We start from the raw sequence: 20,530 nt of genomic DNA, 5'->3' as shown, positions 1-20,530 counted from the left end.
TTGTCACTGGCCGTAGCGATTGATGGCTCTAGACTTCAAGTACCAGAACAATAACCACAGAGCCAGCCGTCGTGGGAAACGCTAAACGATTCAATAGTTTCGCCGAGTTCTACCCGTATTACCTCAGCGAACACAGCAACAGCACCTGCCGACGACTGCATTTCATCGGCACGTCCCTGGTTATCCTGGTGTTCGTCCTCGCTCTGGTCGTGGGTAACGGGTGGCTGTGGCTCGCCCTGCCCGTGGCCGGCTACGGCTTCGCCTGGGTCGGGCACTTCTTCTTCGAAAAGAACCGTCCCGCCACCTTCCAGCACCCGCTTTACAGCCTGCTCGGCGATTTCGTCATGTACCGCGACATGCTGCTGGGCAAGGTCGCGTTCTAACAAGGACTGTCGATGAGCAACCACGCACGCTTTACCCACATGAAAGAAGGCACCCAACAAGACTGGGCGATCATCGCGGCCGACTTCAGCGCCTACGCGCGACAATTGCCGGGCCGGATCCTGGCCCACTTGAAGCTGCTGGACGGCGATTTCGGCGGGTTCCCGGTGGATCGCCTGACTCATTCCCTGCAAACCGCCACCCGCGCCTACCGGGACGGGCGGGACGAGGAATACGTGGTCTGCGCCCTGCTCCACGACATCGGCGACACCTTGGGTTCATATAACCACCCGGACATCGCCGCGGCGATCCTCAAGCCTTTCGTAAGCGCCGAAAACCTGTGGATGGTGGAGAAGCACGGGATTTTCCAGGGCTATTATTTCTTCCATCACCTGGGCATGGACCGACACCTGCGCGAGCAATTCAGTGGCCATCCGCAATACCAGGCGACCATTGAGTTCTGTGCGAAGTACGACGCGGCGGCATTCGATGCCGAATACGACACCCTGCCATTGAGTTTCTTCGAGCCGATGCTGGAAAGGGTCTTTGCCATGCCTAAGCAGTCGATCTACAAGGCGGCGATGGCTGAATAGCCTTCTGGCTGACAGATTGCTGGGGACCGCTGCGCGGTCCATCGCGGGCAAGCCTTGCTCCCACAAGTGTTGCCTGCTCTCATAGGCGGTGAGTACTTGTGGGAGCAAGGCTTGCCCGCGATGGCGTCATGAAGACCTACACCGGCTCAGTCACTTTCAACTCAGTCTTGGCCAGCGCTTCACGCGCCTGGGCTTCCGCCAGCCGATACAGCTCGATCGACCCGTCCCAATGCTCGATCAACGCCGTGCAGGATTCGACCCAATCGCCACAATTGAGGTATTCCACCTCGCCCACCATGCGCATCTCGGCGTGGTGGATATGCCCACAGACCACGCCATGCAGTTCGCGCTTCACACATTCGTGGGCGATGGCTTCTTCGAAATCGCTGATGAAGCTGACGGCGGTCTTGACCTTGTGCTTGAGGTACGCCGACAACGACCAGTAGCCGTAGCCATAACGGGCCCGCCAATGGTTGAGCCAGCGGTTCAACGTGAGGGTGAACTCGTAGGCCGAATCCCCAAGGAACGCCAGCCAACGGTGGTAACGGGTGATGACATCGAACTGGTCGCCATGGATCACCAACAAGTGCCGACCATCGGCGGTGACGTGCACCGCTTCGTCCACCAACTGGATATTGCCCAGGATCAGCTTCGAATAGCGCCGCAGGAATTCGTCATGGTTGCCGGTGACGTAGATCACTTCGGTGCCGCGCTTGCTCATGGTCAGCAAGCGGCGAATGACGTTGGTGTGGGCCTGGGGCCAATACATGCCACCGCGCAGTTTCCAACCATCGATGATGTCACCCACCAGGTAGATCTTGTCGGCGTGGTAGCCCTTGAGAAACTGCGACAAGTGCTCGGCCTGGCAATCCCGGGTGCCCAAGTGCACATCGGAAATCCACAGGGTGCGAACACGCTGCTTGCGGCTGGGTTTGGCGAGCTCGGCGCTGGTCATTGGGCAACCCTCTGATCGTTTTCGCCACTGTGCACGCCAGCGGTTAATGGCCCATGACAAACACAAGTCCATTACATGACAGCGCGGGGCGGTGCGCCCTCGGTGTATGCTGGCGGCCTGAGACGGGAGACCGCGATGAGACCGATCCTCACGCTACGCCACTACAGCCACGATTTGATTGTCCACAGCCACGACCACGCGCAACTGGTGTTCGGGTTGTCCGGCGCGCTGGATTTCGAGGTCGAAGGGCGTGGCAGCCAGGTGGTGCAGCAGAGTTTCGTGGTAGTACCCGCCGGAGCCCATCATGCCTGCGGCAGTCCCCAGGGCAGTCGCTGCCTGGTGCTGGATGTGCCCAGTGACGATTGGGTCGGGCAATGCCTGGGGGATCACGCCGACGCCAGCCGCCGCTTGCTCGACGCCACCGCTCGCCTGCCCCTGGACCCGGGACAAAGTCAGTTGGTCAGTTGGCTGGCGGGCAGCCGGGTGGACGACCCGGTGATCGCCCAGCAAGGCGCGGTGCTGCTGCTGGCGAGTCTCAATGACATTCGCCAGCGCCCCCTCGGTGGCCGGCGCCTGCCCTACGCCGCACTCAACGCCCACATCGACCAGAACGCCGCCTACCCGCTGCAAGTGGCGGATTTGGCGCGGGTCGCCGGCCTTTCCAGCGCCCGCCTGCATGCGCGCTTCATCGCCGAGTGCGGACAAACCCCGATGGAGTACATCCGCAGCCGCCGCTTGCACCAGGCCGTGGCGTTGTTGCGCGAGTCGGACCTGCCCATCGGCGAGATCGCCCACCGGGTCGGTTATAACTCCCAGAGTGCTTTCGCCGCGGCGGTGCTGCGGGAATTCGGCGCCTCGCCGGGCAAGCTGCGGCGTCAGCGCTAGATGCGCGCTAAAAATCGCTAGGATCGCGACAGACATAACCTCCTCACCCACGCTTAAATACTGACATCCGTGACGCAGCGGTCCTGTGGGAGCTTGCTCCGGACGGCAATCCGACGATTGCTATCTGTCAGTCAATATCTGCATTGCCTGAACCACCGCTTTCGCGAGCAAGCTCGCTCCCACAGAAGACACTCGCCAGTTGCCCCACTGTCTGTTGAAAGGATTGAAATGACGCCCCGTACCGCCCTCGGCGCCCTGCACATTGGTGCACTCATGTTTGGCCTGACCGGTGTCTTCGGCAAACTCGCCGCGGCTTCGCCAGCGGTCATCGTGTTCGGTCGCGCTGTCTTCGCCGTGCTGGCCCTGGCGATGTTCGCTCGGTTCGCCAGCAGCAGTCGCTGGCAGAAACTGCGGGCACAGGATGGCCGGCGATTGCTGCTGGGCGGCCTGTTGCTGGCCGGGCACTGGGTGAGTTTCTTCATCGCCGTGAAGGTGGCCGGCGTGGCGATCGCCACGTTGGGGTTCGCCAGTTTCCCGGCCTTCACGGTATTGCTCGAGGGGCTGATCTTCCGTGAGCGGATTCGCGCCAATGAAATCTGGCTGGTGGTGCTGGTGAGCGTCGGCCTGGTGTTGGTCACGCCGAACTTCGACCTGGCCAGCGGTGCCACCACCGGCTTGCTCTGGGCCGTGGCTTCGGGGCTGTTGTTTTCACTGCTGTCATTGACCAACCGTGCCGGCTCCGCGCATGTACCGCCCGTGCAGGCCGCGCTGTGCCAGAACGTGGTGGTCGGGTTGTGCCTGTTGCCGATGGCCGCGCCACAACTGAGCGACGTTCGCCCCCTCGACTGGTTGTGGATCGGCTTGCTCGGCGTGTTCTGCACCGGCCTGGCCCACAGCCTGTTCGTCGCCAGCCTGGCGGTGATCAAGGCCCGCACGGCGGCGGTGGTCTTCGCCATGGAACCGGTCTACGGCATCGCCATGGCCTGGTGGCTGTTCGACGAACGCCCAACGCTGCGCATGCTGCTAGGCGGCGTGGTGATCATCGCGGCCATCGTGATCTCGAGCCAGCTGGGCGGTTCGAAGAAACCGGAGGTGGGCGCCCAAGCCGCGTCTCACTGAACCCGGTCGTTGTGGCCCAGGTCCCGCTCCGGGTCGATCCGGTCGCGGACCCGCTGCTTGAGGACCTTGGCCTCGGGAAAACCACCATCGGCCTTGCGCTCCCAGATTTGCGCACCGTCGCAACTGATGTGGAACACACCGCCGGTGCCCGGCACCAGGGACACTTTGCCCAAGTCGTCGCCGAAGGTGCTGAGCAGCTCCTGGGCCAGCCAGGCGGCGCGCAGCAGCCATTGGCACTGGGTGCAATAGGTGATGACAACTTCGGGCTTGTGTTCGGTCATTACGGGGGAACTCCTGGGTTCGAAGGCGTCGTTATAATACCCGCCTTTGATCGCCCGCCCCGAGATAGACGATGCGCCGCCTGCTCCCCCTCCTGCTTCTGCTGCTGTTGCCCCTGTCCGGCCATGCCAACGAGCCCGCCGTCGAAGCGCCACGCCCGAAAATCGGCCTGGTGCTGTCCGGTGGAGCGGCGCGGGGCCTGGCCCACATCGGCGTGCTCAAGGCCCTGGAGGAGCAAGGCATCAAGATCGATGCCATCGCCGGCACCAGCATGGGCGCGGTGATCGGCGGGCTGTATGCCTCGGGCTACAAGATCGACGAGCTGGAAAAACTCGCCCTGGGCATCGACTGGCAACAGGCCTTGTCCGATGCGCCACCACGCAAGGACGTGCCGTTCCGGCGCAAGCAGGATGACCGCGACTTCCTGGTGAAACAGAAACTGAGCTTTCGTGACGACGGCAGCCTCGGCCTGCCCTTGGGGGTCATCCAGGGCCAGAACCTGGCCCTGCTGCTCGAAAGCCTGCTGGCCCACGCCAGCGACACGCGGGACTTCGACAAACTGCCGATCCCGTTTCGCGCCGTCGCCACCGACATCGCCACAGGCGAAAAAGTCGTGTTCCGCAAAGGCCACCTGCCCAAGGTCATTCGCGCCAGCATGTCGATCCCAGCGGTGTTCGCCCCGGTGGAGCTGGACGGCCGGCTGCTGGTGGACGGCGGCATGGCCGACAATATCCCGCTGGATGTGGCCCGGGACATGGGCGTGGACGTGGCCATCGTGGTCGACATCGGCACCCCGCTGCGCACCCGCAAGCAACTGGTCACGGTGGTGGATGTGCTGAACCAGTCGACCACCCTGATGACCCGGCGCAACTCTGAAGAACAACTGGCCACCCTGAAAAAAAGCGACGTATTGATCCAGCCGGCCCTGGCGAGCTTCGGTTCCACCGACTTCGGCCGGGCCCAGGACATGATCGACGCAGGCTATCGCGCCACCCGGATACTCGAGGCACGCCTGGCCCCTCTACGCCCTTCCGAGGCGCCCGACGCCGAACTCATGGCCGCGCGCGCGCCCAGCGAACGCACACCAGTCATCACCGCCATTCGCGTAGAGAACGACTCGAAAGTCGGCGATGACGTGATTCGCTACTACATTCGCCAGCAGATCGGCGAGCCGCTGGACCTGGGCCGCCTGCAGACCGACATGGGCACGCTGTACGGCCTGGACTACTTCGAACAGGTGCAATACCGCGTGGTCCACAAGGGCCCGGACCACACCTTGGTGATCAGCGCCCGGGGCCGACGCACCGGCACCGACTACCTGCGGCTGGGGCTGAGCCTGTCGGACGATATGCGCGGCGACAGCGCTTTCAACCTGGGGGCCAGCTATCGGGTCAACGGCATCAATCGCCTGGGCGCCGAGTGGCTGACCCGGGCGCAGATCGGCGACAAGCAGGAGTTGTACAGCGAGTTCTACCAGCCATTGGACGTCGGCTCGCGCTACTTCATTGCCCCCTATGGGCAATTCGAATCGCGCAATGTGGAGTCCATCCTGGACAACGATCCGGTGGCCCAGTATCGCGTCGAACGTTATGGCTTCGGGCTCAACGTGGGCCGCCAGATCGGCAACAGCGGCGAAATCCGCTTCGGTGTCGGCCAGGCCTGGGGCAAGGCCGATGTGCGCATCGGCGACCACGACCAGCCCAGCGAGAACTTCAACGAAGGTTTCTACGAACTCAAGTACTCGTTCGACTCCCTCGACAGCGTGTATTTCCCCCACGAAGGGGAAGACATCGGCCTGAGCTGGCGCCAATACGAACCGGGGCTGGGCTCCGACCAGCGCTACCGCCAGTGGGAATTCAAACTGGACAAGGCACTGAGCAGCGGCCCGGACACCTTCATCCTGGGCGGGCGCTACGGCCGCACCCTGGACACCGCGGAGGTCGTGACCTCCAGCTTTGTGCTTGGTGGCGCGCGGCAATTGTCCGGCTTTCGCGAAGATGGGGTATCCGGACAGAACATGAGCCTGATGCGTGCCGTGTATTACCGCCGCCTCACACCGCGGGCCTACCTGCCATTGGATTTCCCGTTGTACATCGGCGGCTCGTTGGAACGCGGCCGGGCCTGGAACAACGATAATGAATTCGACAGTGGCTACATCAACGCCGCCAGCATTTTCCTCGGTTTCGATACACCGCTGGGCCCATTGAACTTCAGCTATGGCTTCAACGACGACGATGAACAGGCGGTGTACCTGAACCTGGGGCAGACGTTTTGAGGGGCTGGGTGTTTGCCCGGGCTGGATTGATAACCTGACAGGCCGTCGTCGCGAGCAAGCTCGCTCCTACAAGGAGGCGCAGATTCCTGTGGGAGTGAGCTTGCTCGCGATAAGGCCAGCCGCTACAACCTCGATGACGCTTAGCGAATCCCCGCCAGCAGCACCCGGGCGGTCTGCTTGAGGGGTTCGTCACCTTCTTCGAGCAATTCTTCAAGCAGGGTGACGGCGGTCTTCAGGTCGCCATCGTCGATGCAGTTCTGTGCCTCTTCCAGCTTGACCGAATGCTCCGGGGCCTGGGGTTCGAGGGACAGGCTGTCCAGGGAAACAGGTTCAAGGGCCAGCGGCTCAAATTCCAGCGCCTGCTCTTCATCGGCAAAGCCATCGAGGAAATCATCGTCCAGCGACTCGGTTTCCAGGGGTGCTTCCCATTGCAACTCCGGTTCGTCGAAACCTGAAAGCGACAAGCCCTCGACACTGTTGTCGGGCAGTGGCGTCGCACGTTTCTCTTCGGCGAGGGTGCCCTGGTCATCCGCCAGGTCCCAGCTGGTTTCCATGGACAGTGCGTCCAGGTCCAGCTCGAACTCGTCACTGGGTGCCTGTTCACGTTCAGGCGCAAGAACCGGTACCAGGGGCTGTGCCTGTTCCGCTATCGGTGCGGGAATCAAGGCAACCTTGGGATAGCGCCCGCGGATATCCTCCAGCGTCCCGGCATCGACGCCTTGTGCCAGCAGATGATGTTCCTGGGCCTGGAAACCGATGACATCGCCCTGCTTGCCCAATACCTCCAACAACTTGAGGCCCAGGTCGGTGCGTTCCGGTTCGGCCAGCAATGCCGCGCGCAACAGCCCGGCGGCCTCGGTGAAACGGCCGTAGGTCAGGTAGATCCCGACACCCTCCAGCACATCCCCCTGGGGCGCATCACCGTTGTTGAACGAGTTCGCGGCCTCGGACGGCTCCGTCTCGGGGATTGATGCGAAGGTTTCGTCACCCGCTTCCAGCATCGGCTCGGGGCGCTCGGTCATCGGCTCCAACTCGCCTTGCTGCTGGCGACGCCGAATGAACAGTAACAATGCGAGCAACCCCAACAGGGCCATCAACCCCGCCACCCATGTCCAATCGATGCCCTCCGGCTCTGCAACCGGTTCGGTCACGGGGGAGACGTCCAGCGGCTCCGACGCAGGCTGCGCCGGTTGCGGTTGCGCCGACGCAACGGGGGCTGGAGTTTCGGCCAGCCGGGTCTGCAATTCGCTGATCTGCTTGCGCTGGCCGGCAATTTCCTCGTCCTGGGCCTGGAGCCGCGCCTGTAATGCCTCGATGGTCTTCTGTTGCTCCTGGTTCTGCAGCACGCTGGCGGCCAACTGCTCATCGGCCGCGGCCTGGCCAGCGGTGGATGCAGCCGCTGTCGGCAGCACGGCAGAGTCGGGCAGTAACAGGCGCTGGCCGATGGAGAGCCGGTCGCTGCCGGGATTCAAGGCCTGGATCCCTTGCATCAACTCATTGACCGAGGCGTTGCTACCGGCACCATGCAGGCGCTGGGCAATCACCCAGGGGTTGTCTCCCTGCACGACCGTATAACGCTTGCCCTGTACCGCCGGGGGCGGCTTGATGGCCGGAGTGGCCTGGCTCGGCGTCGCAGGCTGCTGGGCCGTGGACGGTTCGTCACGGGCCGGCACGATACCCGGTGAGCCCGGTGGGTCGATCAGCACAGTGTATTCGCGCAGCAGGCGCCCATTGGGCTGATTGAGCTGCACCAGGAAATTGAGAAAGGGCTCTTCCACCGGCTTGCTGGACGTCACCCGAATGAAGCTGCGCTCACCCCGCCATACCGGCGTAAAGCGCAGGTTGCTGAGAAAGAACACCCGCTCCACACCCGCACGACTGAAGTCGTCCGGGCTCGCCAGGCTGGCCGACAGATCCCCTTCACCGATCCCGGCCACATCGACCAGGGCGATATCGGCGCGCAACGGCTGGTTCAGGGCGGAATGGAGCGTGATCTCGCCAAGGCCCAGCGCGGACGCCAAGGCCGGAAACCCCAAGGCACCCACGACGATCGACACGTTGACCCAACTGCGCAACGTGGACTGCAAACTTTCAAGCATGGGCATCCCTTTCGATTACCAGAACCAACCGCGGCGTAAACGCTCCCAATAGGAACGCTTAGTACTGGTTATAGTTCGCTAACCGGCGAATCTCAAAAGTCTGACGCCAGGGATCTGCCTCAGGATTTTTCCAGGTTAGCCAGGATCGTGCCGTGAACCCGCATGCACACGCGCATGTCCGCCTCGTCGACACCTTCGAACAGCTCCCGCCGCAATTGCGTGGCAATGGTTTCGATCTGTTCGATCAACGGTAGGGCCGGTGCACAGAGCACGATTTTCTTGGCCCGACGGTCTTCGGCCACAGCCTGGCGCTGCACCAGCCCCTGGGTCTCCAGGCTGTCGAGCAACCGGGCCAGGGTCGGGCCTTCGACGGCGACACTCTGGGCCAGTTCACGCTGGGTCGGCGCCTGTTCGAAACGGGCCAGGTGCAGCAGCACCAGCCAGCGCGCCTGGGACAGGCCCAGCCCGGCCAGGCGGCGGTCCAGTTCGGCGCGCCAGCCTCGAGACATTTGCGCCAACTGCATGCCAAAACGGTGTTGATCGGTTAACGGCATAAAAAACTCATCAGATCTGAAATAGAGAAAAACTAATTATTAGTCAGCTAAGCATGAGCTTTGGATTCAAGCAAGGTTCGCCTTGTACTGAATCGTTAAAGGAGCGCAACTCACTGATCAGACTTCAAATTCCGACTGTAACGCAGCCCTGACGCAATACAGCACACCTTCGGGCACCCGTCCGACAAACAGCGCGGCGACTTCGGACACCGGCGGTAACTCGCCCTCGCCGTCCAGGAACGCGTCCTGTACCTCGCCCATCAGTTCCTCGGGCAAATCCAGTGCCTGTTCCAGGGACAACTGCTGTTTGCCGATGGCCTCGGCCAGCATCGTGTAGACGTTTTTCTCCGAGCACTGCAATTGCCCGGCGATCTGCAGCGGGGTCATGCCGGCCCGGGCCAGCGTGATGAGCTCGTGGCGCACATCGGCCACCGCTTTCGGCGCTTCGACCTCGCCCCCCAGGACCTGGAGGAAGGCCTCGCCATACCGCTCCAGCTTGCGCGCCCCCACGCCGCTGACCCGGGCCATTTCCGCCAGGGAGGTGGGCTGGCTGCGGAGCATTTCCAGCAGCGTCGAATCGGGGAAGATGACGTACGGCGGCACGCCGTGTTCCTCGGCCAGCTTGCGACGCAAGGCGCGCAAGGCTTCCCATTGATCGCGCTCTTCGCCACGGACCAATTGGCTGGCCTGGCTCTTGCTGCTCTTGATCGCCGTGGCCGGCTTGAGGTCGCGGCGCAGCTCCAGGGTAACCTCGCCCTTGAGCAAGGGCCGGCAGGTTTCGGACAAGCGCAGGCCGCCGTAGCCTTCCAGGTCAATGTCTGCCAGGCCGCGGGCCACCAGTTGCCGGAACAATGAGCGCCACTCACTCTCGGTGCGCGCCTTGCCCACGCCGAACACCGAGAGGTGCTGGTGGCCGAAGTTGCGGATCTTCTCGTTGTCCTTGCCCAGCAACACGTCCACCAGGTGCCCGACGCCATAGCGCTGGCCGGTGCGAAAAATCGCCGACAAGGCCTGGCGGGCCGGTTCGGTGGCGTCCCAGGTTTCCACGCCATCGACGCAGTTGTCACAGTGCCCGCAAGGCTGGGGCATGTCTTCGTCGAAATAGGCCAGCAGGGTCTGGCGCCGGCAGCGGGTCTCTTCGCACAACGAGAGCATGGCGTCGAGCTTGTGCTGTTCCAGACGCTTGTGGCGCTCATCGCCTTCGGAGTTCTGCAGCATCTGCTTGAGCATCACCACGTCTTGCAGGCCGTAGGCCATCCAGGCGTCCGCCGGCAAGCCATCACGGCCGGCACGCCCGGTTTCCTGGTAGTACGCCTCGAGGGATTTGGGCAGGTCCAGGTGTGCGACAAACCGCACGTTGGGCTTGTCGATGCCCATGCCGAACGCCACGGTGGCCACCATGATCAGGCCTTCCTCGTTGAGGAAGCGCTTCTGGTGGTAGGCCCGCAGGTCGTTGGGCAGGCCGGCGTGATACGGCAACGCCGGGAACCCCTGTTCACACAGGAACGCCGCCACTTCATCGACCTTTTTGCGCGACAGGCAATAGACGATGCCGGCATCGCTGCGGCGCTCGGCGAGGAACGCCAGCAGTTGCTTGCGTGGCTGCTCCTTGGGCACGATGCGGTAGAAAATGTTGGGACGGTCGAAGCTGGACAGGAACCGCTCGGCCTCCTGCAAGTGCAGGCGCTCGACGATTTCCTCGCGGGTGCGTTTGTCGGCGGTGGCGGTCAGGGCGATGCGCGGCACGTCGGGGAACAGTTCCGCCAATTGCCCCAGTTGCAGGTATTCACGTCGGAAATCGTGACCCCATTGAGACACGCAGTGGGCTTCGTCGATGGCGAACAGGGCGATTTCCAGGCTCTGCAGGAACGCCAGCATGCGCGGCTGTACCAGGCGTTCCGGGGCCAGGTACAACATTTTCACTTCGCCGCGCTTGATCCGCGTCGCCAGGTCCCGCTGTTGCTCGGCACTGAGGGTGGAATTCAGCGAAGCGGCGGCAACCCCCAGTTCCTCGAGGGTCGCGACCTGGTCGTCCATCAGCGCGATCAGTGGCGAAACCACCACCGCCAGGCCGTTGCGCAGCAGCGCCGGCACTTGGAAGCACAAGGATTTGCCGCCGCCGGTGGGCATGAGCACCAAGGCATCGCCACCGCTGGCCACGCGCTCAATAATGGCACCCTGGCGGCCACGGAAACTGTCGTAGCCGAAGATGTCCTTGAGGACGCGTTGAGCCTGTTCGAGCATAGAAACTCCAAAAATCACCGAAACATCCCTGCAAGGCTGGTTCAGAATCGCAAACGCCGCACCGGCAAATCGTAAGTGCGCGTTTCGAACCGGCGGGACGCCGCAGGGCATCACAAAACGCGGCAGTATACCCGAGGCCTTCGCTGCGAAGGGGGCTGCTGACAAGAGGTGCTTGAAGCGAGTGCTGGACGAGGCACGAACCTGTGGCGAGGGAGCTTGCTCCCGCTGGGTGGCGAAGCCGCCCCCAAAAAACAGGGCCGCTACGCGCCCCAGCGGGAGCAAGCTCCCTCGCCACGGGCGATATGTGCCAGGCATGCGCGCAGTTCAGCCCTCACCGACAAGGCAAATACGCCACGCGGCTGGCCTGTACGCTCAAGAAGGCCTAGAATTCCCGCATTGTTTATTCCCCAAGGTAGCCCGTAATGTCCTTCGCTGAGCAACTGACCCGCCTGCAAGTCTTCCTCGACGCCGATGAGCTGCACGAGGAAGCGCTGGACTACGTGGCCGCTCACGGCTATCTGACCGCCCTGTCGATCTGCGCCGAAACGGTGCCGGATCGTGAGTGGATCGACGCCCTGTTCGCCGAAGAGCCGCATTACAGCGACGAAGCCCAGCGCGCCGAAATCGAAGCCACCCTGGTCGGCCTCAAGGCCCATATCGCCCGTCAACTGGCCTCCGACGAAGAATTCGAGCTGCCATGCGAACTGGACCTGGGCGATGACCCGGACGACTCGGAACTGCGAGGCTGGTGCATCGGCTTCATGGAAGGCGTGTTCCTGCGCGAAGCCGCCTGGTTCGAAACCGCCGAAGAGGAAGTCAGCGAAATGCTCCTGCCGATCATGGTGGGTTCCGGCCTGTTCGACGAGCAACCGGAGTTTTCCGACATCGCTGCCGACGCGAACCTGATGGACGACATGATCGTCCAGATCCCCGAAGCCCTCACCGCCCTGTACCTGCTGTGCAACGCCCCGGACGAGAAACCGGCGATCCTCAAGCCTCGCCACCACTGAGTGACCGGGTGCCCTCGCCAGTCGGCAACCGCCCGCTGATCCTGCGTTACGCTCTACTGGCCATCGGCTGGCTGAGCGTGGTGCTGGGAGTCATCGGCATTTTCGTTCCCGTATTGCCCACCACCCCCTTCCTGCTGCTGGCCGCGGCCTGCTTCGCCCGCAGTTCGCCGCGCTTCTACCGATGGCTGGTCGAGCATCCCCGCCTCGGCCCGTGGATCAGTGACTACCTCAGCGGCAACGGCATCCCGCTCAAGGGCAAGGTCTATGCCATCGGGCTGATGTGGGCGAGCATTCTCTTTTCCTGCTATCTGGTGCCGCTGCCGTGGGCGCGGGGGTTCATGCTCACCAGTGCGGTATTGGTGACGATTTATATCCTCAGGCAGAAAACACTGCGCAGGCCCTAAGCCAACCCTGCAGATGCTCCGCCGGGCTCTGTAGGAGCTGGCGAAGCCTGCGATCTTCTGATCTTTCGCTTGAGACTCAAGTGTCTGGGGAAAGATCGCAGCCTCGCGCCGCTCGACAGCTCCTACCGCGCGCGCCAGCATGCCCTCGGAATCCGGCCCACACCGCAAGTCCTGTGGGAGCCGAGCTTGCTCGCCAAAGCGGTGTGTCTCGGATGGTGATGGTGGATGTGCCGCCGTCTTCGCGGGCAAGCCCGCTCCCACAGAGAGGCGCCGATCAATACTCATCTGGGACCAGGCAATCCCAACCTGGAATGTAGAAACCCCGCCATGTCCAATTTGGACATGGCGGGTTTGTCGTTTCAGCTCACCTCACACCGTATCCACCTTCAACGAATGATCATTCAACATGCCGTTGATGATCGTCGCCGTGTCCGCTGAGCCGATGATTCCCCCCGCGCCTGGCGCGACGCCGTAGTGACTGGCGAGGTTGACGCCGGCCAGGTCGATGGTCTGGTTCGGCGTGGCGCCGGCGATGGCGCTGACGTCGATGCTGGTGATAACCGACGCCCCGCTGCCGCTCACGCTGAAATGCAGGTAATCATCCAGTGACGCCGCGCTGCCGTTCTCCCCTTGCAACAGCTGGGACAGGTCGAGCTTGTCGATGCCGGGGGTGAAGTCGGTGATCACGTCGTGGCCGCTATTGCCCGCCTGCCATTGGAAGGTGTCGGCGCCGCTGCCGCCGGTGAGGGTGTTGTTGCCCAGGCCACCGATCAGCAGGTCGTCGCCGCCACCGCCATTGAGCACGTCATGGCCCAGACCACCGTCGAGGCGGTTGCTGGCACCGTCGCCAGTGAGGGTGTCGTTGAAGTTCGAGCCCACGAGGTTTTCGATGTGGCTCAATGTATCGGTGCCCGCGCCCAGGGTGTTCTGCGCCGCCAACAGGCCCAGGTTCACCGTGACTGCCGACGTGGCGTGGGCGTAGCTGACGGTGTCGTTGCCCGTACCGCCATCGAGCAGATCGTTACCCGTGCCGCTGTAGAGCAAGTCATTGCCGGCCCCACCGTTCAGGGTGTTGTTGCCCGAACCGGCGCTGAGTACGTCGTTGCCGTCGCCGGCGTTGAGGATGTTGTCGCCGTTGCCGGCCAACAGCACATCGTCGCCGCTGGTGCCTGTCAGGGTATGGCCCGCCTGATAGCTGATGCCTACCGCTGCGCTGTCACTGCCGCCGTGGTTGTCGCTGGCGGTGTAGCTGCCGTGGTAATCCGGTGTTTTGTCTTGCGCCCCGGCATAGTCGACGGTGAGGGTCAGTTGATAGTTCTCCGCAGTGTTGGAATTACCGCCGCCGGGATTGGCGATGTTGGTGACGTGGATCTGGTAATTGCCATCCGCTGCCGCGGTGAAGGAAGCCCCGTCGTTGATCGCAATGAATGGCCCGCCGTTGAGTGAATACTCCATCGCGATGCGACCGGCCGAAAGATTGTGGTCCAAGGTGAGGGTTTCGCCCTGTTTAAGGCTGATGTTGAGCCGGTCTTCATCGTTGGTGTTGTTATTGGACACCATCCCCAATGCACCGCTGACCACCAACATCGCCGTCATGCTCGCGGTATTGGCGACGAAAGCGCTGCGGCTGAGGTTGATCGACTGCACGTTGTTGCCGGTGAAGCTGGCCGTGCCGGTGCTGCCGGTGAAGTCCGCGCCTTTGGCGACCCAACCGGTATTGAAACTGGTGGGTGACGCGGTGAGCGGATCGCCGTTGGCGTCGCTGTCGTTACCCAGCAGCAACTCACCCGGGATCACGATGTTGCCCGACAGCACGTTGGTGATGATGTTGTCGTCGGCAGCGATCGGTGGGCTGTTGGGCACGACGTTGATCACCAGGTTGGAGCTCGCCAGGTCACCGTCATGGTCGCTGACGGTGTAGCCGATGTGCTCGGTGATCAAGGTGCTGGTGGCCGTCTGGGAGGTGTAGGTGAACGCACCGGTATCCAGGTTGATCACCAGGGTGCCGTCGTGGTCGGTGGCGATGCTCAATGTGTTGGTGGCTGTATTGAAGGAGCCATGGTTGAGCCCGCCGCTGGCGGTCAGCGCGCCATGGCCACCGTTGGCCGCCGGGTCATAGCTGTACGTGGTGCCATCGACCACCAGGCTTTTGATAAACCCGCCATCGGCGCCAAACGAGCCCCCCTCGCCCAGCAGGTTGCCGGTGACAGGCGCGCCTTGCACGGTACCGGAAAGCACCGAGTTGAGCTGGTTCAAGTCGGTGACCACCACCGCATTGGTGTCGGTGTGGGTGCTGCCGTCATAGGCCAGCGGGTCGAGATTGACGTTTCTGGCGCCGCTGCCCAGGCCGACGGCGTAATTCTTGATGCTGTTGGCATCGAGAAAGGCTTTCCACGCGACCTCGTCCGCCGAGCCGATTTCGCCCAAGGTCGGCTTGCCATCGGAGAAAAAGTAACCAATGTTCTGGGCGCCGGTCAGTTGCCCGGGGGTTGCGAACGCGGTCTTGGCCATCGCCACGGCCGCATCGTAATTGGTGTCACCGTGCGCGCTCAGCGCAGCGATCAGCGTCTTGGCAGTTGCCACGTCCACCCACACGGCACTCTGGTCGGTGGCACTACCGCTGAAGGTCACAAGCTGGACTTTGACGTCGCCCATGTCGTCGTATTTGTCGAGCAAGGCGCTGATTGCCTGTTTGGCCAGATCCATACGCGAAAGCCCCGGCACGCCGGAATCGTCTTTCATGCTGCCGGACACATCAAGCACGATCAGCAGGTTCGAATCGACCTCCACCGCCGTCACCGAACGCTCGGACGCAACGGCCTTTGGTATGTCATCGACGATGCTGACCACCAGGCTGCCGGTGGTGCTGTTGCCCAGGGCGTCCGTGGCCTGATAGGTGAAGCTTTCGCTCAGCACGTTCGGGCCGTCGTTCGCGGCGGGCGTCGTCGTGGCCGGCGAGGTCAACGTGTAGGTGTAGGAACCATCCGGATTGAGCAATAGTTGGCCATGGGCACCGACGCCATTGCCCACCAAGGCGAAAGACACGGCGCCCGTTGCCCCGGTGACAGACCCCACCAAGGTGCCCGTGGCGGTTTCACTGGTGGCGTTCGGGGCGCTGCCGGTGACGGTGCCGGGGGCCAGGTCCTGGCCGTCCTGATTCAGGTCGAGGGCTTTTTCGTAGACGGTCACGTCATGGTCGGTTGCTGCGACGAGGCAACTGTTGTGCACGTCGATGGTGATGGTCGTCGTGCTTTCATCGCCATCGGCATCGCGCACGGTGTAGGTGAACACGTCGGTGGCGCCCGGCGCGCCGACAGCATCCGGGTTGCTGTGATAAACGGCATTGCCGTTGGCGTCCAGGGTCAGGTAGCCGTAGGTGCCATTGATCTGGCTGTTGAGGCCGCCGATGGCTGGATTCGAGGTGTCGTTGCCCGCACGTACGCCGATGACTGCACCACCGTCGGCACCGAGTACGTCGTTGTCCAGCACATTGCCGTTGACCGTCCCGCCCTCCACCACCGAGGCGACATCGCAGTGAGCCTTGGGCATGTCGTCGACGATGTCGATGACGATGGTGCTGGTGACCGTGTTGCCCAACGAGTCCGTGGCCTGGTAGGTGAAGCTTTCGCTCTGCACGTTCGGGCCATCGTTGGCGTGAGGCGTGGTGGTGGCTGGAGAGGTCAGGGTGTAGGTATACGAACCGTCGGGCTGAAGCGACAGTTGACCGTAGGCACCGGTGGCGTTGCCCACCAGCGCGAAGGTGACTGCGCCAACGGCTCCACTGATCGAGCCGACAAGGCTGCCGCTGGCGGTTTCGCTGGTGGCATTCGGGGCGCTGCCGGTGACGGTACCGGGTGCCAGGTCCTGGCCATCCTGGTTCAGGTCGAGGGCTTTTTCGTAGACGCTGATTTCGTGGTCGGGCGTGGCGACGAGGCAGCTTTCGTGGACATCGATGGTGATGGTGGTGGTGCTTTCATCGCCATCGGCATCGCGCACGGTGTAGGTGAACACGTCGGTCGCACCGGGGGCGCTGACGGTGTTCGGATTGCTGTGGTAAACGGCATTGCCGTTGGCGTCCAGGGTCAGGTAGCCGTAGGTGCCATTGATCTGGCTGTTGAGGCCACCGACGGCCGGGTTCGAGGTGTCGCTGCCGGCGCGTACGCCAATCACCATGCCACCGTCCGCGCCCAGCACGTCGTTGTCCAGCACATTGCCGTTGACCGTGCCGCCTTCCTCCACCGAGGCCAAATCGGCATGGGCCTTGGGCACGTCGTCGACGATGTCGATGACGATGGTGCTGGTGACCGTGTTGCCCAATGAGTCCGTGGCCTGGTAGGTGAAGCTTTCGCTCAGCACGTTCGGGCCATCGTTGGCGTGGGGCGTGGTCGTGGCTGGCGCCGTCAGGGTGTAGGTATACGAACCGTCGGGCTGAAGCGACAGTTGACCGTAGGCACCGGCGGCGTTGCCCACCAACGCGAAGGTCACTGCGCCCACGGCTCCGCTGATCGAGCCGACAAGGCTGCCGCTGGCAGTCTCGCTGGTGGCATTCGGGGCGCTGCCGGTGACGGTGCCGGGGGCCAGGTCCTGGCCGTCCTGGTTCAGGTCGAGGGCTTTTTCGTAGACGCTCACTTCGTGGTCGGGTGTGGCGACAAGGCAGATATCGTGGACATCGATGGTGATGGTGGTGGTGCTTTCATCGCCGTCGGCGTCACGCACGGTGTAGGTGAACACATCGGTCGCGCCTGGGGCGCTGACGGTGTTCGGGTTGCTGTGGTAGACGGCGTTGCCGTTGGCGTCCAGGGTCAGGTAGCCGTAGGTGCCATTGATCTGAGTGTTCAAGCCGCCGATCGCCGGGGTCGAGGTGTCGTTGCCAGCGCGCACGCCAATCACGGCACCACTCGTGGCCGGCCCGTCGGCACCGCCTTCGTCGTTGTTCAGGACGTTGCCACTGACCGTCCCGCCCTCATCCACCGAGGCGGAATCAGCATGGGCGGTCGGCAAGTCGTCGACGATGTTCACGTCCAGGTTGCCGTTGGCCGTGGTGCCGTTGTCATCGGTCACGACTACCGCAAATTGCTCGCTGAGGCTGTTGGCGCCGTTGGCATTTGGATGAGTTTCGTTGTCCAGCAAGGTGTAGCTGTAGGTCACCACGCCCGTCGCGGCGTTGAAGCCGGTGATGGTCAGGGTGTTGCCCAGCGCAGTGGTGATGGACTGAGGGAACCCAGCCGCCACGCCACCGGTGACGACGTTGATGCCGCCAACACTCAGGGTCTGAACACCGTCCAACGCAGTGACGGTAAAGGTGCCGCTTTGGGTCAGCGCCGATGCATCCGGGCTGCTGCCGTCGCTGAGATTTTTCTCCTGGACCGTCAGCTCACCGCCCTCGGTGTCGAGGCCGCGGATGATCACCGGATCGTCATTGTTGTGCACTTGCAGCACCAGGTTCGCGGTGCTGGTGTCGCCATCGGCGTCGGTCAGGGTGTAGGTGAAGGTTTCGCTGCCATTGCCGCCGCCGTGCAAGCCTTTGAAATCGGCGTCAGCGGTGTTGAGGGTGTAGGTGTAGGAACCGTCGGCGTTGAGCACCAGGGTGCCGTAGGTGCCGGTGAACGTACCGGGCGTGATTGGGCCGGACGCCACGTGATCCGCGCCTTGGGTGTCATTGGTCAGGACGCTGCCGGTCAGGGTCAGGTGGGTTTCCGAGGCCGTGCTGGCGTTGTTGTCGTCCACGGCTTTAGGCAAGTCGTCGACGATGTTCACATCCAGGTTGCCGTTGGCCGTGGTGCCGTTGTCATCGGTGACGACGACCGCGAATTGTTCGCTAACGCTGTTGGCGCCGTTGGCGTTTGGATGGGCTTCGTTGTCCAGCAAGGTGTAGCTGTAGCTCACCACGCCGGTGCTGGCGTTGTAGCCAGTGATGGTCAGCGTGTTGCCCAACGCAGTGGTAATCGATTGTGGGAAACCGGCTGCCACGCCGCCGGTGACGACGTTGATACCTCCAACACTCAGGGTCTGAACACCGTCCAGCGCGGTCACGGTGAACGTGCCGCTTTGGGTCAGGGCCGATGCATCCGGGCTGCTGCCGTCGCTGAGGTTTTTCTCCTGCAACGACAGCTCGCCGCCCTCGGTGTCGAGGCCGGTGATGATCACCGGATCGTCGTTGTTGTGCACTTGCAACACCAGGTTCGCGGTGCTGGTGTCGCCATCGGCATCGGTCAGGGTGTAGGTGAAGGTTTCGCTGCCATTGCCGCCGCCATGCAAGCCTTTGAAATCAGCATCGGCGGTGTTGAGGGTGTAGGTGTAGGAACCGTCGGCGTTGAGCACCAGGGTGCCGTAGGTGCCGGTGAAGGTGCCGGGCGTGATTGGGCCGGACGCCACCTGATCCGCACCTTGGGTGTCGTTGGTCAGGACGCTGCCGGTCAGGGTCAGGTGGGTTTCCGAGGCCGTACTGGCGTTGCTGTCGTCCACGGCTTTGGGCAGGTCGTCGACGATATTTACGTCCAGGTTGCCGTTGGCTGTGGTGCCGTTATCGTCGGTGGCGACTACAGCGAACTGTTCGCTAACGCTGTTAGCGCCGTTGGCAGTTGGATGGGCTTCGTTGTCCAGCAGCGTGTAGCTGTAGCTGACCACACCGGTGCTGGCGTTGTAGCCAGTGATGGTCAGGGTGTTGCCCAACGCAGTGGTAATCGATTGTGGGAAACCGGCTGCCACGCCGCCGGTGACGACGTTGATACCGCCCACGCTGAGGGTCTGCACGCCGTCCAGCGCGGTCACGGTGAACGTGCCACTTTGAGTCAGGGCCGATGCGTCCGGGCTGCTGCCGTCGCTGAGGTTTTTTTCCTGCAACGACAGCTCGCCACCTTCAGCATTCAGGCCCACCAACACCACCGGATCATCATTGTTGTGCACTTGCAGCACCAGGTTCGCAGTGCTGGTGTCGCCATCGGCGTCAGTGAGTGTGTAGGTGAAGGTTTCACTGCCGTTGCCGCCGCCGTGCAAGCCTTTGAAATCGGCGTCAGCGGTGTTGAGGGTGTAGGTGTAGGAACCGTCGGCGTTGAGCACCAGGGTGCCGTAGGTGCCGGTGAAGGTGCCGGGCGTGATTGGGCCGGACGCCACCTGATCCGCACCTTGGGTGTCGTTGGTCAGGACGCTGCCGGTCAGGGTCAGGTGGGTTTCCGAGGCCGTACTGGCGTTGCTGTCGTCCACGGCTTTGGGCAGGTCGTCGACGATGTTCACATCCAGGTTGCCGTTGGCCGTGGTGCCGTTGTCATCGGTGACGACTACGGCGAATTGTTCGCTAACGCTGTTGGCGCCGTTGGCGTTGGGATGGGCTTCGTTGTCCAGCAAGGTGTAGCTGTAGCTGACCACACCGGTGCTGGCGTTGTAGCCAGTGATGGTCAAGGTGTTGCCCAACGCAGTGGTAATCGATTGTGGGAAACCGGCTGCCACGCCGCCGGTGACGACATTGATACCGCCCACGCTGAGGGTCTGCACGCCGTCCAGCGCTGTCACGGTGAACGTGCCGCTTTGGGTCAGGGCCGATGCATCCGGGCTGCTGCCGTCGCTGAGGTTTTTTTCCTGCAACGACAGCTCGCCACCTTCAGCATCCAGGCCCACCAACACCACCGGATCATCATTGTTGTGCACTTGCAGCACCAGGTTCGCAGTGCTGGTGTCGCCATCGGCGTCAGTGAGTGTGTAGGTGAAGGTTTCACTGCCGTTGCCGCCGCCGTGC

At 62.9% G+C, this 20,530-nt stretch carries 13 protein-coding genes; 7 read left to right on the top strand and 6 right to left on the bottom strand.

Features of this window, described 5'->3' with window-relative positions; translation table 11 throughout:
* Positions 1-71: 71 nt before the first annotated feature.
* Positions 72-383: an Mpo1-like protein gene (locus IB266_RS00065; RefSeq protein ID WP_192259409.1), complete on the top strand. Its 312-nt coding sequence runs from the start codon at positions 72-74 to the stop codon at positions 381-383.
* 12 nt (positions 384-395) lie between these two features.
* Positions 396-974 carry an HD domain-containing protein gene (locus IB266_RS00060; protein WP_192259407.1) on the top strand — a complete coding sequence of 193 codons (579 nt, stop codon included), beginning with the start codon at positions 396-398 and terminating at the stop codon, positions 972-974.
* Between the two features lie 136 nt (positions 975-1,110).
* Here the strand turns inward: IB266_RS00060 and IB266_RS00055 are convergent, their stop codons facing one another.
* Positions 1,111-1,929, bottom strand: coding sequence for a UDP-2,3-diacylglucosamine diphosphatase (locus IB266_RS00055; protein ID WP_053162093.1), 819 nt, complete (start codon positions 1,927-1,929; stop codon positions 1,111-1,113).
* A gap of 135 nt (positions 1,930-2,064) precedes the next feature.
* Between IB266_RS00055 and IB266_RS00050 the strand changes: the two genes are divergently transcribed.
* Both IB266_RS00050 and IB266_RS00045 read left to right on the top strand, forming a co-directional pair.
* Entirely contained in the window at positions 2,065-2,814 is a 750-nt protein-coding gene (locus IB266_RS00050) for a helix-turn-helix transcriptional regulator (RefSeq protein WP_192259405.1), read from the top strand.
* Between the two features lie 228 nt (positions 2,815-3,042).
* Positions 3,043-3,933 (top strand): DMT family transporter, encoded by an 891-nt coding sequence (locus tag IB266_RS00045; RefSeq protein ID WP_192259403.1) that lies wholly within the window; start codon positions 3,043-3,045, stop codon positions 3,931-3,933.
* On the opposite strand, the gene IB266_RS00040 is transcribed toward IB266_RS00045, so the two are convergent.
* A complete protein-coding gene (locus IB266_RS00040; RefSeq protein ID WP_060738678.1) occupies positions 3,927-4,214 on the bottom strand; it encodes a SelT/SelW/SelH family protein in 288 nt (95 codons plus the stop codon). The two genes, IB266_RS00045 and IB266_RS00040, sit on opposite strands and share 7 nt — an antisense overlap.
* Before the next feature lie 71 nt (positions 4,215-4,285).
* Between IB266_RS00040 and IB266_RS00035 the strand changes: the two genes are divergently transcribed.
* Complete coding sequence (locus IB266_RS00035; RefSeq protein WP_192259401.1) at positions 4,286-6,487, top strand: patatin-like phospholipase family protein; 2,202 nt, start codon at positions 4,286-4,288, stop codon at positions 6,485-6,487.
* A gap of 140 nt (positions 6,488-6,627) precedes the next feature.
* On the opposite strand, the gene IB266_RS00030 is transcribed toward IB266_RS00035, so the two are convergent.
* The 3 genes from IB266_RS00030 to recQ all read right to left on the bottom strand — a co-directional run bounded on the left by IB266_RS00030 (position 6,628) and on the right by recQ (position 11,384).
* Positions 6,628-8,586, bottom strand: a complete 1,959-nt coding sequence (locus tag IB266_RS00030; protein ID WP_192259399.1) for a FimV/HubP family polar landmark protein — start codon at positions 8,584-8,586, stop codon at positions 6,628-6,630.
* A 119-nt stretch (positions 8,587-8,705) separates the two neighbouring features.
* Positions 8,706-9,140 (bottom strand): MarR family transcriptional regulator, encoded by a 435-nt coding sequence (locus IB266_RS00025; protein WP_003199001.1) that lies wholly within the window; start codon positions 9,138-9,140, stop codon positions 8,706-8,708.
* 117 nt (positions 9,141-9,257) lie between these two features.
* Positions 9,258-11,384 carry a DNA helicase RecQ gene (gene recQ / locus IB266_RS00020; protein WP_060738681.1) on the bottom strand — a complete coding sequence of 709 codons (2,127 nt, stop codon included), beginning with the start codon at positions 11,382-11,384 and terminating at the stop codon, positions 9,258-9,260.
* Positions 11,385-11,806: 422 nt separating this feature from the next.
* On the opposite strand from recQ, the gene IB266_RS00015 reads away from it, so the two are divergent.
* Positions 11,807-12,394, top strand: a complete 588-nt coding sequence (locus IB266_RS00015; RefSeq protein WP_060738682.1) for a YecA family protein — start codon at positions 11,807-11,809, stop codon at positions 12,392-12,394.
* A gap of 8 nt (positions 12,395-12,402) precedes the next feature.
* Positions 12,403-12,798: a YbaN family protein gene (locus IB266_RS00010; protein ID WP_103307884.1), complete on the top strand. Its 396-nt coding sequence runs from the start codon at positions 12,403-12,405 to the stop codon at positions 12,796-12,798.
* Between the two features lie 369 nt (positions 12,799-13,167).
* Here IB266_RS00010 and IB266_RS00005 read toward each other — a convergent pair.
* The coding region (locus tag IB266_RS00005) for a beta strand repeat-containing protein (protein WP_225613360.1) at positions 13,168-20,530 on the bottom strand (7,363 nt) is incomplete at its 5' end.

Source organism: Pseudomonas sp. Pdm06 (assembly GCF_014851795.1).
Classification (GTDB): domain Bacteria; phylum Pseudomonadota; class Gammaproteobacteria; order Pseudomonadales; family Pseudomonadaceae; genus Aquipseudomonas; species Aquipseudomonas fluorescens_AA.
The sequence above is the reverse complement of the archived record's forward strand: the minus strand, read 5'-3'. Positions and strand labels throughout refer to the sequence as shown.

Coding starts and splice junctions, on each gene's coding strand:
- IB266_RS00060 (WP_192259407.1), top strand. CDS start 396: ATGAGCAACCACGCACGCTTTACCCACATGAAAGAAGGCACCCAACAA.
- IB266_RS00055 (WP_053162093.1), bottom strand. CDS start 1,929: ATGACCAGCGCCGAGCTCGCCAAACCCAGCCGCAAGCAGCGTGTTCGC.
- IB266_RS00050 (WP_192259405.1), top strand. CDS start 2,065: ATGAGACCGATCCTCACGCTACGCCACTACAGCCACGATTTGATTGTC.
- IB266_RS00045 (WP_192259403.1), top strand. CDS start 3,043: ATGACGCCCCGTACCGCCCTCGGCGCCCTGCACATTGGTGCACTCATG.
- IB266_RS00040 (WP_060738678.1), bottom strand. CDS start 4,214: ATGACCGAACACAAGCCCGAAGTTGTCATCACCTATTGCACCCAGTGC.
- IB266_RS00035 (WP_192259401.1), top strand. CDS start 4,286: ATGCGCCGCCTGCTCCCCCTCCTGCTTCTGCTGCTGTTGCCCCTGTCC.
- IB266_RS00030 (WP_192259399.1), bottom strand. CDS start 8,586: ATGCTTGAAAGTTTGCAGTCCACGTTGCGCAGTTGGGTCAACGTGTCG.
- IB266_RS00025 (WP_003199001.1), bottom strand. CDS start 9,140: ATGCCGTTAACCGATCAACACCGTTTTGGCATGCAGTTGGCGCAAATG.
- recQ (WP_060738681.1), bottom strand. CDS start 11,384: ATGCTCGAACAGGCTCAACGCGTCCTCAAGGACATCTTCGGCTACGAC.
- IB266_RS00015 (WP_060738682.1), top strand. CDS start 11,807: ATGTCCTTCGCTGAGCAACTGACCCGCCTGCAAGTCTTCCTCGACGCC.